This is a genomic window from Iningainema tapete BLCC-T55, from assembly GCF_014698965.1.
Taxonomy (GTDB): Bacteria; Cyanobacteriota; Cyanobacteriia; order Cyanobacteriales; family Nostocaceae; genus Iningainema; species Iningainema tapete.
In genome coordinates this window covers 321,424-339,306 of record NZ_JACXAE010000098.1, presented here as the reverse complement: position 1 = coordinate 339,306, position 17,883 = coordinate 321,424, and the positions used below count along the sequence as shown (strand labels likewise).

At 42.3% G+C, this 17,883-nt stretch carries 13 protein-coding genes; 7 read left to right on the top strand and 6 right to left on the bottom strand.

The features are described from left to right. From ICL16_RS33555 to ICL16_RS33540, 4 genes are all read left to right on the top strand, one after another. Window positions 1–3,114, top strand: coding sequence for a two-partner secretion domain-containing protein (locus ICL16_RS33555; RefSeq protein WP_190835894.1), 3,114 nt, complete (start codon window positions 1–3; stop codon window positions 3,112–3,114). Between the two features lie 20 nt (window positions 3,115–3,134). Further along, window positions 3,135–4,748 (top strand): Kelch repeat-containing protein, encoded by a 1,614-nt coding sequence (locus ICL16_RS33550; protein WP_190835893.1) that lies wholly within the window; start codon window positions 3,135–3,137, stop codon window positions 4,746–4,748. A gap of 47 nt (window positions 4,749–4,795) precedes the next feature. Then, window positions 4,796–5,185 carry a hypothetical protein gene (locus tag ICL16_RS33545; protein ID WP_190835892.1) on the top strand — a complete coding sequence of 130 codons (390 nt, stop codon included), beginning with the start codon at window positions 4,796–4,798 and terminating at the stop codon, window positions 5,183–5,185. A 160-nt stretch (window positions 5,186–5,345) separates the two neighbouring features. Further along, entirely contained in the window at window positions 5,346–6,719 is a 1,374-nt protein-coding gene (locus ICL16_RS33540) for a PQQ-dependent sugar dehydrogenase (RefSeq protein ID WP_190835891.1), read from the top strand. 66 nt (window positions 6,720–6,785) lie between these two features. Here ICL16_RS33540 and ICL16_RS33535 read toward each other — a convergent pair whose 3' ends face one another. Beyond that, entirely contained in the window at window positions 6,786–7,430 is a 645-nt protein-coding gene (locus ICL16_RS33535) for a hypothetical protein (protein ID WP_190835890.1), read from the bottom strand. 469 nt (window positions 7,431–7,899) lie between these two features. On the opposite strand from ICL16_RS33535, the gene ICL16_RS33530 reads away from it, so the two are divergent. Further along, window positions 7,900–8,592, top strand: coding sequence for an esterase/lipase family protein (locus tag ICL16_RS33530; RefSeq protein WP_190835889.1), 693 nt, complete (start codon window positions 7,900–7,902; stop codon window positions 8,590–8,592). Here ICL16_RS33530 and ICL16_RS33525 read toward each other — a convergent pair. The 5 genes from ICL16_RS33525 to ICL16_RS33505 form a co-directional block, all read right to left on the bottom strand. Continuing rightward, complete coding sequence (locus tag ICL16_RS33525; RefSeq protein WP_190835888.1) at window positions 8,525–8,953, bottom strand: VOC family protein; 429 nt, start codon at window positions 8,951–8,953, stop codon at window positions 8,525–8,527. The two genes, ICL16_RS33530 and ICL16_RS33525, sit on opposite strands and share 68 nt — an antisense overlap. Before the next feature lie 40 nt (window positions 8,954–8,993). Further along, the gene (locus tag ICL16_RS33520) at window positions 8,994–9,953 is read right to left on the bottom strand and encodes a putative 2-dehydropantoate 2-reductase (RefSeq protein WP_190835887.1); all 960 of its coding nucleotides are present in this window, start codon (window positions 9,951–9,953) and stop codon (window positions 8,994–8,996) included. Window positions 9,954–10,057: 104 nt separating this feature from the next. Then, entirely contained in the window at window positions 10,058–12,790 is a 2,733-nt protein-coding gene (locus ICL16_RS33515; protein ID WP_190835886.1) for a peptidase domain-containing ABC transporter, read from the bottom strand. Beyond that, entirely contained in the window at window positions 12,739–13,497 is a 759-nt protein-coding gene (locus ICL16_RS33510) for a peptidylprolyl isomerase (protein WP_190835885.1), read from the bottom strand. The genes ICL16_RS33515 and ICL16_RS33510 overlap by 52 nt, the downstream gene beginning before the upstream one ends. Before the next feature lie 89 nt (window positions 13,498–13,586). Beyond that, complete coding sequence (locus tag ICL16_RS33505) at window positions 13,587–14,375, bottom strand: TIGR00297 family protein (RefSeq protein WP_190835884.1); 789 nt, start codon at window positions 14,373–14,375, stop codon at window positions 13,587–13,589. A gap of 272 nt (window positions 14,376–14,647) precedes the next feature. Between ICL16_RS33505 and ICL16_RS33500 the strand changes: the two genes are divergently transcribed. Next, window positions 14,648–16,330 (top strand): S8 family serine peptidase, encoded by a 1,683-nt coding sequence (locus ICL16_RS33500; RefSeq protein ID WP_337907178.1) that lies wholly within the window; start codon window positions 14,648–14,650, stop codon window positions 16,328–16,330. A gap of 538 nt (window positions 16,331–16,868) precedes the next feature. Next, on the top strand, window positions 16,869–17,883 hold a 1,015-nt coding region (locus ICL16_RS33495; RefSeq protein ID WP_190835882.1), incomplete at its 3' end, for a DUF4347 domain-containing protein.

Here is a 17,883-nt window from a genome sequence, read left to right as displayed (position 1 = left end):
ATGTCTAGTGCTAACGGCTCCGCTAATCTGTTTTTGATTAATCCTAATGGGATTATATTTGGTAAAAATGCCGCGCTTTCCATTGGTGGCTCATTTCTCGCAACTACGGCGAGTAGTCTCAAATTTGCTGATGGTAATCAGTTTAGTGCGATCGCTTCTCAACCAACGCCGTTGTTGACTATTAGTGTTCCCACTGGTTTGCAATTTGGGGGGACGAATACGAGAAGCATTGAAAATCAATCGCAAGTAAATAATGGTTTACAGGTGCAGCCAGGTAAAACTTTGGCGTTAGTGGGTGGCGCGATTACCTTTGATAGTAGTATACAAGCTCCAGGCGATCGAGTCGATTTAGCAGCAGTCAGTGCAGGAACAGTAGATCTAAATTTTACTAATAATATTTTGAGCTTGAATGTTCCTGAAAGTTTGCCACGAGAAGATGTACGCCTCACAAATGCAGCTATTGATGTGAGAGATCGTGGTCAAGGTAGTGTAGTAATTACTACTCGTAATTTAGAAATATCCGAAAAAAGTAGTATAGCTGCTGGTATTAGTCAAGGGTTAACGGCAGATAGCTCACCTCGTGGAGATATAAACCTCAACGCTACTGGAAAGGTAACAATCAATTACCCCAGCCGAGTTACCAATTTGATAGAGAAAGACGCCATAGGTGATGCTGGTAACATAAATATCACCGCAGGTGAGATTACTATAGATAATCGAGCTAGTGCGCCAACAGATTCGTTTATTCCGGCAGCAATAAATACGGGCAACTTGGGATGGGGACGTGCTGGAAATATATCACTTTTTACTACAGGTTCAATGAATTTAATTGGACAAGATCCGGCAAATATAGACGCTCAAGTAATTTCCACCTTCAGTAACGTACAGGGACGATATGGTGGATATGTAACACTACGATCCAATGACTCGATATTGTTGAAAAATACTTTTATTAACGTTGCTAGAGGAGATGGTGGAGACATATCAGTATTTGGAAATAACGCTGTATCTATCATTGATAATAGTCAACTCACAGCCGGAACAACTCAAGGCAATTCAGGTAACATCACAATCACATCCAATAGTCCAGTATCGATTGACCGTAGCTGGCTTGTCAACAATGTTGGCGGAGATGAGCTAGCAGGTAATGCTGGTAATATTACCATCACGGGGCAGTCAGTGTCAATAACTACTGGCGGTGCGCTGGTGGAGGCTAGTGCAGAATCTCAAGGCGGTAACTCTGGTAATATTTACATCAACGCTTCAGGTAAAGTTGAAATCTCAGGCAATGACCAATTGAATGGTTCACCAAGCGATCGCTCATCAAGATTTGAAAATAGTAGGTTGACGACACGCGCTCAAGAAGGATCTCTGGGCAAAGCAGGCGACATTAGTATTACGGCAGGAGAAATAACAATAGATAATCAAGCTAGCGATCCCGCACTAGATGCTGGTGGTGATGGTTTAGGAGCATCAGGTAATGTAACAGTTGTTGCTACTACTGGTTCGATTACTTTAACAGGGCAGGATAAAAATGTTAGCGATCAGGTAATTTCCACCTTCAGTAATATACAACCATACGGTGGGTACATCACAGTTACAGCTAATGACTCGATCTTATTGAAAAATGCTTTTGTTAACGCTGCAAGATCTGATGGCGGAGACATCACAGTATTTGCTAATAACTCTGTGTTCATAACTGACAACAGCCAACTGACTACCGGAACCACTCGAGGTAATTCGGGCAACATCACAATCACATCTAATGGGTTGGTGTCTATTGAGCGTAGTTGGATTGTCAATAATGTTGGCATGAACGAGCTAGCACGAGATGGTGGTAACATTACAATTAACGGAAAGTCTGTTGCTATAACTGGTGGGTCTTTGGTGGAAGCCAGTGCAGAAGCTAAAGGCGTTAACTCAGGTAACATTCGCATCACAGCAAACGATCAAGTTGAAATATCCGGTTATGACCAATGGAATGGCAAACCAGGCGATCGCACATACGATGTAAATACTACTTTGACAACGAGTAGTTTAGCTGATGCTCGGGGTCAAGCGGGTGAGATTAGTATTAATGCTCGCAATTTACTAATATTTGATGGGGCGAATTTAATTGCCAACAGTGAAAATGCGTTTAAAGGCGGTAATATCAACATTAATGCTGATATTTTTGAGCTAAAAGAAGGCGGACAACTTCTGACTACAGCACAAGGACTTGGTGATGCAGGTAATATCAACCTCAAAGTTAGCGATCTTCTCGTCATTGGTGGTATGAACCCTAACTTTGACAAATTTAAAAACCAAAAATTTACAGTTAGTTCTGTAGGTCCTAACAGTGGGATATTTGCTAGTACAACATCCTCTCAAGGCGGCAACATCACTGTAGAAACGCCAAAATTGTTGCTTCTCAGGCGCAACGGTCAAATATCTGCTCGATCTCTAGAAAATGGTAATGGTGGCAATATCATCATCAATGCCCCAAAAGGCTTTCTTGTCGGCATCTCAGGTGAAAATAGCGATATTACCGCCAATGCCTTTAACGGTAACGGAGGGAAAATTACCATCAATGCTACTGGTATTTTTGGTATGACAGTGCGTAATCGAGAAGACTTGATCAGGGAGCGAAAAACCGAAGAACCAAAAGAACTTAACCCTGCTGTTTTACCCACCAATGACATTTCTGCCTTTTCGCAAACAAACCCTTCCCTAAATGGCGTCATAAATATTAATACACTTAATGTTGATTTCAACAGAGGATTAGTGGAACTGCCAATCAATCTAGTTGATGCTTCTCAACTAATTAACAATACCTGTAATCCTGGTAGTAGACAAAGAGCTAGTTCCTTTGTGTTCACAGGACGTGGTGGCTTAGCCCCCAATCCAATGGAAATGCTTACTCCTGAAGCTGTGCAAGTAGAGTGGGTGAGTCTCAATTCCACAGACGAAGATGGCTCTGGTCCATCTCATCGCCGCAAAATCACTGCCATGAAACCAGAAACAATTGTAGAAGCTACTGGCTGGGTGAGAAATAACCAAGGAGAGATCATACTTACTGCTAATTCCCCCACTTCATGGCAAAACCAAACTAAATGTGGTGTGTCTAAAAAATAATACATCTATCTAAAGAAGGAATGATTAAAGTAAAAAAACTGACCTACTTTTGGTTACTGCTAGGACTAAGCTTATTATGGGTAACAGTTTCTTATGGTTGGACGAACCAAGGTGTCAAAAGTTGGGCAGGTAAGCTTACAGGTTCAAGGCATTGGCAATTACCTGACACCGCCAACGGACTCAAACCTACCCAAAGTTGGCACGCTACTGGTTCCGCTCCCAATGGCGACATCTACATAGGCGGTATGGATCATTTTACTAACTCCGCTCTATATCGCTTAGAGCCGGGAAAAAATACGCTTAGGTATGTAGGCGATGCACGTTCTGCATCCCTTGCTGCTTCCAACTGGAAATCAGGAGAAACAGCGCAAAAGTTCCATACCCGTCCCCATTGGTATCAAGGCAAAGTCTACGTTGCTACTATGGATCGCTCAGATCTCAATGACGAGTATCTTTCTAGCCGGGGCTTTCATTGGTACGCTTACGATCCAATTCAGGATAAATTTAGTGATCTGAGCGTTTCTGAACCAGATGGAGTCGGAGCCAAACACGTTTCGATCGTCACTATAGCTTCAGATCCTAAGCTTAATGTACTTTACGGAGCGGCAGTTCCTACTGCTGATATCTACAAATATGATGTGGCAAAGGGTCGAACTGAGAATTTGGGAAGACCAGCCGCTTACGACCAGAAGTATCCTTATACCGGTCGGTTAATGTGGGTAGATTCTCGAAGTCGGCTATATTTCAGTACGGGAAACCTTTCTTGGGGTGGTTACGATCAATCCATCTACGGTCATATTTACTATTACGACCCAAAGAGTGGATTCGGGGAAATGAAGAACTGGAAATTACAGGAACCACGAGCAATAGAACTGGGACAATGCTTACCACATCGTCAACAATGTTTCTTCAGTGACGATCGCGCTCGTATTTACCGCTTCGACGACAATGGCCCTTCCTGGTTTTATGTAGGGCAGGCAAAAACTGTTCCTGCGGAAATTTTCTCCTTGAATGTCAGCGCAGACGGTAAGAAAGCCTACTTTGTCACTAGTAGCTTGGGACCGATTCCCCCAGATCCGAAAAACCCCAATTTGATCTATGAATTCGATCTCATTACCAAATCTACCCGCAAGTTATGCAGCCTTGCTGAGCTTGATCCTCAACTAGCTAACTTTAACGCCAATACTGGGTACGATACTTGGGACAACAACGGCAGGTTTTACTTTTCCAGTTTCTCTCGCGCCGAGGAAACGCTGCAAAAAAGAAACCAGAACGTCATTGTTACTCAAATAGACCCAGTGCGTCTTAAAGTGAGATTGGGTTTATTACCCTCCTTAACAGAGGTGAGTGTGCATAAATCACCAGAACCGGCCAAACCAGGTTTTGTCTTTACTCGCATCGGCAGCATGGCGATCGCTCAAGAAGTACTCTACAAATTAACTGTAACCAAGACTAATGGAAGTATGCAGGAGCGGTACGGCAAGACTACAATTCCTGCTAAGATTGCATCCATAACCGTCCCCTTACAGCAACTACAAGCAGTTACCCCCAATACCATCAAAGGTGGGGTATTATCTGTGATACCCAACGGCAACGATTACGTGGTTGGGGCTAAGCAAAGCATTGCATTTTAAACACCATCAGAAATAGACTAAGGTTAGGTTATTCAGGAGTTTACACCATGAAACCTGACACTGACATACCGCTATTCGATTCAAAACCCACAGCAAAGCTGATGATTCGAGCAATGCTCACAGGGGTTGGAGCAGTAGCAATATTTACCGAAATGCTCACAATTGCTTATGCACTTCCCTCGGCAGATTCACAACCACATCCCGATTCTGTTACTCTCACAGGTGAGTCTCTGCGGATGACGGAGGATCGGAGTATTAGTAAAGATTTTTCTCCTACTACTTCTATTTCTGCGCCCAATTCATTAAATAACAATCTTTCCATCAAAAGCAAACCTTCTGGGTTTAAATTCTTGGAAAATATAAAGATTGATTCGGGAAAATCGGATGTTGACGCAAATCAGATTGTGAATTTTCAATATCAGCTTAATGGCAAATGATTTATAAAGATGATTGACTTAAGTAATGGCATGTTCAGCGCGGGAACTCCCGCGCTGGTTATTAAATTATGTCGAAAATTTAATATCATCTTGAAATCAAGCTAATAATTGTACTTAAATATGAGCAGAAAACTTTACTTGTAGTTTTCTTCAGACTATCATGAAAAGCATCTATCGCTTTGTTACTTTCTTTGTAACGCTTGCCCTAGTGATCGTTATACACTCCAAGAGTACAGCGCAACAATCTTTCACTCCCATAGCGCTGCGCAACGACATCCAACTACGGAGAGTTATCGATACCGGAGGATATGCTGTTAGAATCGCTAAAGATCCGTTGTCAAGTCAGTTGTATTATTTAGATGCACAGGCAAATATCTACCGCTTAGATATACAGCCAACAGAAGGCTCAACAAAGACACTAGTTTATACTTTCCAAGATATTGGTGGCGCACAAGAAACTTCTGGAATGGCGTTTGCACCAGATGGAACACTCTATGTAGTAAGCAATCTCTACACTGATAATACTTTTGTGCCCATAGTCCGTAAAGGGGTACTTGACGCATCTGGAGTCAGAACTTGGTCTACATTATTCTCTACAGTACCCATACCTAGAAGCAATACTGCTTTCGACCACGTCTTCAACGGTATCGCTGTTAGCCCAGATGGAAATTACGTTTATGTCAACAGCGGTTCTCGAACTGACCACGGTGAGGTACAATCCAGTCAGGGAGTATTCCCAGATGTGCGGGAAGTGCCATTGACCTCAGCAATCTTCCGGATACCCACTAATGTGACAGACCTAGTACTTCCCAATGATGAAGCAGAGTTAAAAGCTAACGGGTATCTATTTGCAGATGGAGTGCGCAACTCTTTCGACCCAACATTTGCCCCCAACGGAGACTTAATTGCTGGGGACAACGGTCCTGATGCCGATTATACCGAAGAATTGAACTGGCTGCGTGAAGGACAGCACTATGGCTTCCCTTGGAAATTAGGTTCTCTTGACAATCCCCAACAATTCCCCGATTACGATCCAGCGCAAGATCCTCGCCTACAGCCCGATTTTTACGCAGTTCAAAACGGGTTCTATTATAACGACCCAAACTTCCCACCTCCATCAACAACCTTTACCGAACCAATTGCTAATCTTGGTCCCGATGCGGATCAATTTGTTGCTCAGGATGGTTCATTGCAGGATGCTAGCGACTCCAACCAACCTTTGTATACATTTACACCACATCGTTCTCCTCTCGGTTTAACTTTCGATACCGAAGGCGTACTTCCCAATGATTTCAAAGGAGATGCCTTTATCCTCAGCTATGGTGCTGCTGATGGAAATAAAAAGTTCTCTGATGGAGGACAAGACTTATTGCACTTGAAGCTGAATAAAGTTGGAGATACCTACCAAGTCAACGCGACTCAAATCGTGCGTTCCTTCAATCGTCCCATTGATAGTGTAATTTTCAATCACAAGCTCTATGTTCTTGAGTGGGGAGAACCAGGCTCAATCTGGGAACTCACATTTGTTGAGTAATGGTACAAAAATATAGGGGCGAACGGTTGTTCGCCCCTACGCTCAAACGAGAACTGCTATCCTAAATTATTTAGGAGTTTTTACCTGACGCGCCATATCTAGGTAAGGATTCATATTCGCACCAGGACGACGACGACCATTAGTATTGGTAGGTATGAGGTACTTGGGCGCGAATGTGGTTTCCGTTTGCGGCTGTTGGAGTACTTGTGCTGAAGTTTTATCCTCTTTAGATGGTTCAGCCCTAACGCCAGTACCAGATTGTACTAGTACCAACTCGTCTGCTTTTGGTTGGGTTTTAGAATTAGGATCTTTTTTGCCATTGGTTGACGCTGGAGCTTCGGCTGTAACTTTTTGAGCTGCTTTTTTAGTGTTGGATTTAGCAGTTTGGGTCGCTTTCTTAGTATTGGAGCTTGCTGTTCCTGCTACTTCTTTAGCTTTAGATGTAGCAGTATCTGCTGCTTGTTGAGTATTAGAGGTTGCTGTTCCTACTACTTCTTGTGCTTTAGAGGTAGCCGTGTCAACAGCTTTTTTCGCGCTTGCTGCTGTTTCTTGTGCTACTTCCTTAGCTTTCGATGTTGCTTTATCTAAGGCTTTTGATGCTTCCTCAGCGGCTTCATCTAGTTCCATGTAGTAGCCACTTTTTTTTCCACCAATAAGCCCGATAAAGAAATTGAGAACCCCAGTAATTAATTTTTTGAAAAAACCGATCATTGCAACTGCTCCTGCCCTTTATATTTTGTATCTGAACCGCAATTGTTAAAAAATTACGGAATTATTGTTACATTTTATCAACTTATGCGTGGCTTACTTATTTGACTGTAGCACCTAATTTAAGTGATAGCCTTACAGAGCAAATACCCCAACCTAAATGTCACTGGCACTTTTGCACCGCATCTAGCCAGAATTAATTATGAAATTTTCCTGTTACCAAGAGCAAGATTTTGAAAGCGTATTTTACAAAACTTAAAGGTTACAATTAAGAAGTACGTATGCAATGAAAGAGGGCAGACGGTTTTGCCGGGATGTCTGTAGAGACGTTCCGGCGGAACGTCTCTACACCGGGAAATTTCGCCGGAACGTCTCTATCGTATAAACCAAAATAGACAGTGGCATATCTTTTTGTTTGATAGCCGTAATTCTCAGCTAAATTTTGTACATTGGATTGGTACTAATTTTACAAATGAACGATGTAGCTCAACAGCGTAATCCCGTGGTATTAGTACACGGCATCTATGACACGGGTAAGGTATTTCATAGAATGGTTCCCTATCTCACACAGAGAGGTTGGAACGTGTACGACCTAGACCTAGTGCCAAATAATGGTAATATGGGTCTTGACAAGTTGGCACAGCAAGTTGCCAAGTATATTAACGCCACCTTTCCCCCAGAACAACCCATAAATTTAGTCGGGTTCAGTATGGGCGGTATTGTCAGTCGTTATTATGTTCAACGACTAGGTGGAATAGATAGGGTGGAGCGGTTTATCACTATCTCCTCACCCCATCACGGTACTTGGGTAGCTTACTGTAGCTTGGGGCAGGGTTGCATCCAGATGCGTCCCAACAACAGTTTTTTGCAGGATTTGAATCAAGATGTTGATATGCTCAAGCAGGTGAATTTCACCTCGATTTGGACACCCTACGATTTGATGATTGTCCCCGCAAACAGTTCACAAATGCGTGTGGGACGACAGGTGATAGTACCAGTTTTAACACACGCGGGGATGCTGACGGATATTAGAAGTCTGGCGGCAGTGGCAGAAGCACTGTCAACTCCTGTTAGCGTAGACGCGGAGCGGCTTGTCGTCAGACATCGCCAATTTGCTCATACTCAGAACTTCCAAATATCGCCTCTGGGTAACGGTAATACTTAAACTCCATTAAGTTATAAAAAGGATCTTCTAAAAAAAAGGTGTAATGTTCTAAGGGAGAACCGACAAAGCGTTGCTTGCCTTCTTCTCTAAACAGGAGTTGTCGCTGTTGCGCCCTCAGCAGTAATTTTTCCCAGTCTTCTTCTTTGGTAAAGACTAACCCAAAGTGTCTGGGATAGATACTGCGTTGAGGTGTCAACGGTTCTTTAGTAGTATGAGCGACTAGTTGATGACCGTAAAGATTGAGAATTAAAGCGTGTTTGTTTTCACGACCGGGGATACAGCCCAAACCATCTACATAATATGCTTTAGCCTGGGCAATGTCAGTAACAGGAAAGGCAAGATGGAATAATGTTTGGTTCACCGCTTCTGCACCGAAGAGCAAAGAAATTGAGTTTTAATTTTTATTTTACTTTGTTTTCTCGATTTCCCACTCTTGTCATCTCATCCAAAAACTTTAGCTGCTGGTATATACAGCTAATTCGCGGTAAATCCACACCTACTGCAAGCGCTTTCCGTAATGGGTTCCCAAAAATTGCTTCTACTTCCATTTGCCGCCTTTCGTCGTAGTCAATTTTCATGCTGGTACGATAAGGCTTCATCTTTACAGTGTATTCCAGCATCGTTTGAATGAAGCTATCAGTAATGATGCGTTCACAACTTTTGGCTCCTGCTGCAACTTCATACATCAACTGTTCAACTAATTGACGGGTGTGGACATCGAACATTAATTCATCTGTTCTAGCGTTGAGAACTACAGACAATCCATTATAAGGAATATTCCACACCAATTTTTTCCATCGAGCTAGTAATAAGTCTTCAGCTAATTCCATTGAGATTCCAGCACTCTTCAAGTCATCGGCAATTTGCCGCATCTTCTGTGTAATCCCAGTAGGATCGTAGCCATTCGCATATTCCCCGAGCGTAATTTGTCCATAGTCGAGGTGGCGGATATATCCTGCGCCAACTTTATTGGAACAGAGAAAACACAACCCACCAATAATGCTAACATTGCCAACAAAGGCAACTTCTTCTTCCACCGCCAGTCCATTTTGCAACACCAACACAACCCCATCATCTCTGACGACAGGCAGTAACATATGCGGCAATAAATGGTTTTGTGTCGTCTTTAATGCTATCACCACCACATCGCATTGTGGCATTTTTTCTACGTCATTGTAAGCATTGACTTGAGTCAGAGTGAAATCACCATCTTTTGACTCAATAACCAAACCAGATTTACTGACATATTCATAATCACTGTTCAACAAAAAATGGACATCTAAACCAGCTTTTTGCAGTTTGGCTCCATAAAAGCCACCTAATGCACCAGTTCCTAAAATGGCGTAACTACGCTCGGACATTTTGCTCACAAAGGGATTTTTCTATGATTATCGTAACCCGTGTTGATAACCAGAACCCCGGTTTCTTTAAGAAACCGGGGTTCTAAGGCAGCGCGTTTGAGGTATTAAACATTCAACTGCTGTCTTTGATACAATGACCAGTACAAACCTTTTTGTTGCAATAGTTCCGAGTGAGTACCGCGTTCGGCAATTACCCCCTTTTCTAGCACAATGATTAAATCAGCACGCTTCAGGGGAGCAAAACGGTGAGCGATGAGGAATACAGTGCGGTTAGCAGAAACTTTTTGCAGGTTTTGCAGCACTTGCTGTTCTGTTTCACTATCCAAAGCACTAGTAGCTTCATCTAAAATTAAAATTGGTGATTGGGAGAGAAACAACCGTGCTAAGGCAATCCGCTGTCTTTGTCCCCCAGATAAAGCTGTACCCCTTTCTCCGACATTCGTTTCGTAACCGTGAGGTAATTGACTAATAAAATCGTCAGCTACTGCACATCTTGCAGCTTCTACTACTTGCTCTGCGGTAATTTCCGGATTACCGAGAGTGATATTTTCTAAAATTGAACCATTAAATAAGAAGTCTTCTTGAAGAACTACACCAATTTGTTGTCTTAAGGAAGCTAAATCAGCGCTTTTGATATCAAAGCCATCAATAAGTATGCGTCCTGATTCTATTTGATAAAGACGTTGCAAAAGTTTGGAAAGAGTACTTTTACCAGAACCGCTACGTCCAACGATACCAACAAACTGTCCTGGTTGTACGGTAAAGGAGATTCCCCGCAAAACTGGTTCAGTTTCTTTTCGATAGCTGAAGAAAACTTGCTCAAAGGTGACTTGACCTTGAAGAGATGGTAAAACTAAACCAGTTCCTGGTTCTGCTTCTGGAGCAACATTAAGAATATCGCCAATCCGATCTACTGAAAGTAGAACTTGTTGTAAATTTTGCCATAATTGTACTAAACGTAACAGTGGTCCTGTGACTCTGCCGGAAAGCATTTGAAAGGCAACTAGTTGACCGACGGTTAGTTTCTGATCTATGACTAATTTAGCGCCAAACCAGAGAATGAGCAAGCTGGAAAAGTTAGTGAGGAAGTCACCAATGTTGCTACTGATATTACTTGTGGTAGATGCTTTAAAACCTGTGCGGATGAAGCGGGCAAATAAACCTTCCCATCTATGGCGTGCTACGGGTTCGGCTGTATGCGCTTTGACTGAATGAATTCCCGTTATTGTTTCAACTAGAAATGATTGACTATCAGCACTACGGTTAAAAGTTTCGTTGAGCCAGTTGCGGAGAATCGGTGTTGCGATTAGGGTCAAAGCAGCAAATAATGGTAGTACAGCTAAGGCAACTAGGGTAAGTGGGATGTTGTAATAAAACATCAATACCAGGTAAACTACAGCAAAAACACTATCTAAAACTACAGTTAATGCTGTACCTGTGAGGAATTGCCGGATTTGCTCTAGTTCTTGGACTCGTGCTACTGTGTCTCCTACTCGCCTTGACTCGAAATAAGCTAAAGGCAAGCGCATCAGGTGGCGAAATAGCTGTGCTGATAAACTTAAATCTAGACGGCGGGCTGTGTGGGTAAAGATAAATAGCCGCAGGATGCCGAGTACTGCCTCGAAGACTGATACTAGTAGAAGTGCGATCGCCATCACATCAAGAGTAGGCAAACTCTCCTGCACCATTACTTTATCAATGACGACTTGCGTAATTAGGGGTGTTGTTAACCCCAAAAGCTGCAAAACGAAAGACGCTATTAATACTTCTATTAGTAATTTCCGGTACTGCCAAACTGCGGGTGTAAACCAACTGAGGTTGAATTTTTCTTGCTTGTTGATTAATTCAACTTGCCACAATTGCCCATTCCAGTATTCTTCCACTACTGACTGGGGCAAACTTTCACAAGTGTTATCTGGGTTTAAGGGGTTAGCAATAATTAAGTAATCGCCTTTAATTCCATAGGCTACCACCCAAGTGGCTCTCTGTGAGGCTTCCGCTTGGCTCGTTTCTAGGCTCCTGCCTGGGAATGTGGATTTTGAATTTACCTCTCCCCATAACATTAAAGCGGGAAAGGACAACTGTCGCAACTCACTCCAACTAACTTGCAACTGTCGCAGCACAAATCCTAACTTTTCTGCTGCTTCCACAACATTTTTCGGACTTTGTCCCCTGAGTTGACGTTGTACCCATTCTAGTCGCACGGGATTGTCTAACTGTTGTGCCACCATTGTTAAACATGCCGCAGCCGTATTCCAACTGGAGACAAAAGGGTGTTGGGGAGTGGGGAATTGGGGGAGTTTGTGAGTGGGGGATTGGGGGAGTTTGTGAGTTTGTGAGTTTGTGAGTATTTCCTCTCTCCCTTTCTCCCCTATTCCCTCTCTCCCTTTCTCCCTCTGTTCTTCCCCTCCAAGCCAAAATTCTTCAATTTGTGGCGTGGAAAGTTCTGCCCATACTGCTGCATTCCAACGTAGTACTACCACTTCTTTAGTAGCAGCGACAGCTTTACACTCTACTGGAGACTTTTTTAAATCACCAAACCAATCTCCTGCTTGTAGGGTTGTTAATGTTTTACCGACACCTTCTTCTCGCAAACGAACTTTACCAGAAAAAATCCAGTATTGATATCCAACTGCTTGTTTTGACCAAATTTTATCTCCGAGACGAAAACGTTGAGTTTCTAACCCAAGACGCAATCGACTTTGTTGTTCGGGAGTTAACCAGCAAAGTGGCGGTTGGTTCCAAGGTAGAGTTGCTAGCACCCTTGTTTGTAGAGATTCATGATCTAATTCACTTGCAATTTCACTGTCAGCTTTTGAATTTTCTCGGCTAGCCATTTCTCAAACAACTCATTTTCTAGTGCTTGCTTTAGTTGAGTATCTTCTAAGGACGCTGACAGAAATTGTTCCAAACGAAACAATCCATAACTTTCTTCAATTTCTATCGGTCCGACTAAATCTCCTGGATTTGCCACATCAATAGCTGCCCTTAGTTTATCTGGCATGGTTCCTCTACTGATTGGTCCCATCATACCATTAACAATTTTATCTTGTGCTAGTGAATATTCTCTAGCTAGTTGCTCAAAACTTGCGCCTTCTTCAATTTGTGCGTGTAGTTCTTCAGCTAGTTCCCGATTGTTCACAATAATCCGTGAGACTACTACTCTATCTAGATAAATTTTACGTTCAATAAAATATTCTGGTAATTTTGGTTGTGTAATTACTTCCTTTAATTTTTCTATCTTGAAATTTAAATTGACAGAATTGTGAAAGGTAGCATAATCTGTACCATTATTCTTGAGCCATTCTTGAAACTGCTGTGGATCTGTGAGTTGATTTTTGAGCCGAAAATCAATAATTGCTTGTTCAGTTAAGGCAGGGCTAATGTCAATATCCTCTCTTGTTTGTATTTCTTGTTCAATGGTATACTGACGGAGAATTTCGCCCACAAACTGTCCCAATTTTCCCGATGTTTGTAAATATTTTACAGCACGCTGCCAAGAAAGTGGTTGGTCATCGACTGTCAAAAATGGTAATGTTTCCATGAAGACAAAAAATTAGAACAAAATCCAATTGTTGAGAGGACAAATCGCATTATAACTGACAAAAGTTGGATGTGAAGGAAAGTAAATAATTAAGCAATTGTACTTGCCCATAACCAAGCTAAGCACATTGCGGCGATCGCTCCAATCATTGTATTCACAAAATTCACCAATTCGTTAGTTAGCCAACCATAGCGAGATTGTAATGTTGCACCAATCACACTTTCTACATTTGTAGCAATTAAAGCCGCTAACACACACCAAAGTACACCAAATAAATCAATTAAACCAACTCCCCAACCAACGAGTGCTTGAGCAACAGAGCCTACCACACCAGCAAGGGTTCCTTCCAAACTTACCGCTCCTTCTGTTCCCCGTGCTACTGGCTGTAGAGTGGTAATTAAAAAAGTGCGTTTTCCATAGGCTTTGCCTACTTCGCTTGCACAAGTGTCAGAAAGCTTAGTACTGAAAGACGCGACGTAGCCTAAGAGAAGGGAGTGGGGAAGTAGGGGAGTGGGAGGGTGGGGGAGGAGTTCGGAATTCATGATTGCTATGCCGATAGCACATAGTGTACCAGTAAGAGCTGAACCCCAGACATTTTCTGGACCTCTTGCGCCAGATCGCTTTTCTGCTATCCCTTCAGCTTCCTTTTGCGCTTTACCAATGCGTGTAACTCCAGAACCAACTAAAAAATAGAACATTACCACTACGTATCCCGAACTGCCTAATGTTCCCCAAATTAGTACACCTAGCAACCAAGCGTGAAAAATTCCCGCAGTCGTAAGTAGCTTTTTAATCGCTATCCATGTAGCACTCAACAAAACTGTATTTAAGACAACTCCAACTAACCAGGGATTATATGAATCAATTAAAGAAAACATTCTTCACTTGTTACGAGTAGTTTGGCGCTTTGAATTAAAAGACTTGACTAACGGGCATTTTAACCTAATTTGCACAATACCCTACCCTCAAAGTTTAAAGTGTTGCGATCAGGAGTTGCGGTAGTTCATTTTCCGCTATTCTATGAAGAAGTAGTAAATATTTCATGTGCTTTTAGTAAAATTTTACACTTACTGCTGACATTACTGAAAAAAAAGTAAATTATATACTTAGATAGCTCTTATATAAAATGTGTAAATTATAGAATATGTCAGTGAATTTCTCGCAGTATTCCCCAGATAAGGTTGCTGATTTATTTACGACTAATAGTTTTAGAGTATTTACTGATACAGATATTGGCATTCATAACCTATTTGATACCTTATCAACTCAAGGCAGTTTTAACTATAGCTTTGATGATTTAAGTAAAAATACGGAAGCAAGTCAGTATTTGATTGCAAGTAGTAATAGTGCGATCGCGCAAGATGAAATAGTCCAGTTAGCCACATTTGACAATCCTAGTGCTGAATCATTCGACTCAATGGGTGCAGGTATATACGATTTTGACGACGTAAATTTAATCACTCCTAATGCAGCTATTAACGCACCATCACTTTCTACTTCTACTCCAACACTATCAACTCCAAATACTACTACTATCACACCCCTAACCTCAGATGGTGTTCGTGTTGAAGCAGGAAACTTAAGGGCAAATACATTTACTTACCAACCAGGTTATAGCTTGACAGTTGTTTCTGGTAATGGGAATGTAGACTATGGTAATGGAGGGCGAGACATACTGGATCTGTCGCCTTTTGTTTCTAATACAGTCAGCTTTAACCGTTTATATTCGTCATCAGGTGGTGAAGTTTATAACCCAGGGAATGGAAACCGCTTGTTTGATGCCATGACATTAAGTAATGGTAACAAGATTTTGTTTGAAGGTATTGAAACTATTAAATTTGCTGACACAACAATTAATTTATCTGTAACACCTAACGATCCTCTATTTAGTAATCAATGGAACCTACACGCAATGGGGGTTCACAATGCATGGCGTTTTACTCAAGGTAGCAATAGAGTACTAATAGGGATAGAAGATACAGGGTTGGGAACTAATAGCAGTGGTAATATTCACCCAGATTTACGAGCTACTACATTTTTGGGTAGCAATTATTTAGATGAGTCGCCGAACTTTTCTCATGGTACTTTAGTTGCAGGGGCGATCGCCGCACAAAGTAACAATGGGATAGGAACAGCTGGCATCAACTCTAATTCTAGTTTGATGCTGGTAGATGTAGTTGGCGATGAAGTGGGAGTCTACAATTTATTTAATGCTACACAAGCAATTATTAATCAAGCAATCACTCAAGGTCAACGTACAGTTATTAACCTGAGTTTATCAGGTGGTAACACACCAGAATTTGAGCAGTTAGTTGCAAACAACCAAGATAAAGCGTTGTTTGTCATTGCCGCTGGTAATCAAGATCAAAATAGTCTTACCAGTCCTGCTGATTTAGCAAAGAAATACGGTAATGTAATTGCGGTAGGAGCATCTTGGGGAACCAAAGACTGGTATGGTAATCCACAAAATCCCGGAGAGCGCATTCGTTACAGTAATTGGTGGGCTTCTAGCTATGGAGATGGTTTAACTTTAATGGCTCCATCTGAGTACATTACCACCAGTGCCACTCACGCATCTACCAACACTCCTTATAATTTTGACTACGAGAGATATTTTAATGGCACTTCTGCCGCAGCACCAAACGTCACAGGGGTTGCTTCATTGGTATGGAGTGTCAATCCCAGTCTAACTGCAAATGACATCAAATCAATTTTGTTGCAAACAGCTTTCGATTTGGGTACTCCGAGTTACGATCAATTTTATGGACATGGGTTTGTTAATGCTGATGCTGCTGTGCGAAGAGCAATGGCTTTTAGCAGGGGTGTTGGTTAGAAAGAGAAAGATAAAGGCGTTGCATATTTCAGTATCAATACTTTGGGGGGGGTTGCATATTTGCGGCATGAAACAACATTTCTTGTGGGATAGACAGCAGCCCCCGTGTTTTGGTTCCCATTGAGGAGCCACTCTCGTGCTCTGGTTCCCGATTTTGTGAGAAGTGGTGTGTGACTGCGGAGCATCTTGCCCGTCCCTTGTATTTTTATGGTAGGCATGATGCTTGCCCCACAAGAATTATGATCTAGTTTAGATTTTTTTACGTATATTCTCGGTTAACACTAACACATAAGAAGCCTAAGCTTTAAGAAAGCATTTACCAAATAGATATCAGGCTATTAAGATCATTTCAACAGTTGACCGAACCATGCACTTTTAGCAGGGACAAGTGCATGGGATCGTCGATATCGCGCTCCATTCTCCATACTCGCCCGCAAATTCATTTGTGGGGCTTTTCTTGTGTCTTTGAAGTGACATTATTCACAGTAATTGAGCGTTAAAGCAGACCTTTTACCATTTTAAGAAGTGAACTAATTGTATGAACAACAGCATTCAATCTCGCCCTAGCGTCAGCACTTTAGAAAATTTGCTAACTCAGAATAGCCATCTTTTGAACCAGCCACGAAATACAGATTCAATGTTGGTAGTCATTGACCCCAAAGTTGAAGATTATGCAATGCTGGCGGCAAATGTTCACGAAGGAGCAAATGTTTTCATCCTGGACATCAACCGGGACGGTGTTGAGCAAATTACAGAGGTGCTAGGTCAACATCCTGCTTCAACGCTGCATATTGTTTCCCATGGTTCACCTGGTTGTTTAGCTGTAGGTAACACTTACCTCAGCTTAGAAAATTTAGACCGCTATGCAGATGACCTAAAAACTTGGTCAAGCTTCCTCTCCTCTGGCTCTGTACTCCTCTATGGTTGTAATGTTGCAGCTGGAGAAGTTGGGAAAGCCTTCTTGTCAAAATTCCACCAATTGACAGGGGCAAATATTGCAGCGTCTGCCAATCCTACGGGCAGTGCTGTTAAAGGAGGAGACTGGGAACTGGAAGTGACTATCGGCAAGATTGAGACTTCCTTGGCTTGGACAGAAGCTGTGAGGGAAGCTTACACTTCAGTGCTGATCATCAAAATTACTCCATCAACGATCAGTCTAGTAGAAGGTGGTATCCCACAAACCTTAGATTTGGGTATTGATCTGGGTATTGACCCCATCCTGAACATTCCTATTCCCACCCTAGCTGATGCAACTATTACTCTGACTCCTGACGCTCAGCTAGACTTAGGTAACGGTGCGGGTCAGCCTTTGAACGTTATTATTTCTGCTGGGAGCATAGCTACTAGTATCCAAAGTATTCCCGTCCTCGCCGTTAATGATGGTTTGATAGAAGGCGATCATACTGGTACGATTAGCGCGACAATTACAAGTACTAACCCGATTCTCAACGCCCTGCTTGGGGTAAATCTCACTGTCGATATCAGCGATGCATCAGCGCCACCAGCGTCAGTTCCTAAAATTACCCTGACCCCACTCACAGGTAATCTTACAG

What these genes read in the sequence shown, in the direction of transcription:
- ICL16_RS33535 (WP_190835890.1), bottom strand. Translation starts at nt 7,430, where the DNA reads ATGATCGGTTTTTTCAAAAAATTAATTACTGGGGTTCTCAATTTCTTT.
- ICL16_RS33555 (WP_190835894.1), top strand. Translation starts at nt 1, where the DNA reads ATGTCTAGTGCTAACGGCTCCGCTAATCTGTTTTTGATTAATCCTAAT.
- ICL16_RS33530 (WP_190835889.1), top strand. Translation starts at nt 7,900, where the DNA reads ATGAACGATGTAGCTCAACAGCGTAATCCCGTGGTATTAGTACACGGC.
- ICL16_RS33505 (WP_190835884.1), bottom strand. Translation starts at nt 14,375, where the DNA reads ATGTTTTCTTTAATTGATTCATATAATCCCTGGTTAGTTGGAGTTGTC.
- ICL16_RS33515 (WP_190835886.1), bottom strand. Translation starts at nt 12,790, where the DNA reads ATGGCTAGCCGAGAAAATTCAAAAGCTGACAGTGAAATTGCAAGTGAA.
- ICL16_RS33520 (WP_190835887.1), bottom strand. Translation starts at nt 9,953, where the DNA reads ATGTCCGAGCGTAGTTACGCCATTTTAGGAACTGGTGCATTAGGTGGC.
- ICL16_RS33510 (WP_190835885.1), bottom strand. Translation starts at nt 13,497, where the DNA reads ATGGAAACATTACCATTTTTGACAGTCGATGACCAACCACTTTCTTGG.
- ICL16_RS33550 (WP_190835893.1), top strand. Translation starts at nt 3,135, where the DNA reads ATGATTAAAGTAAAAAAACTGACCTACTTTTGGTTACTGCTAGGACTA.
- ICL16_RS33545 (WP_190835892.1), top strand. Translation starts at nt 4,796, where the DNA reads ATGAAACCTGACACTGACATACCGCTATTCGATTCAAAACCCACAGCA.
- ICL16_RS33540 (WP_190835891.1), top strand. Translation starts at nt 5,346, where the DNA reads ATGAAAAGCATCTATCGCTTTGTTACTTTCTTTGTAACGCTTGCCCTA.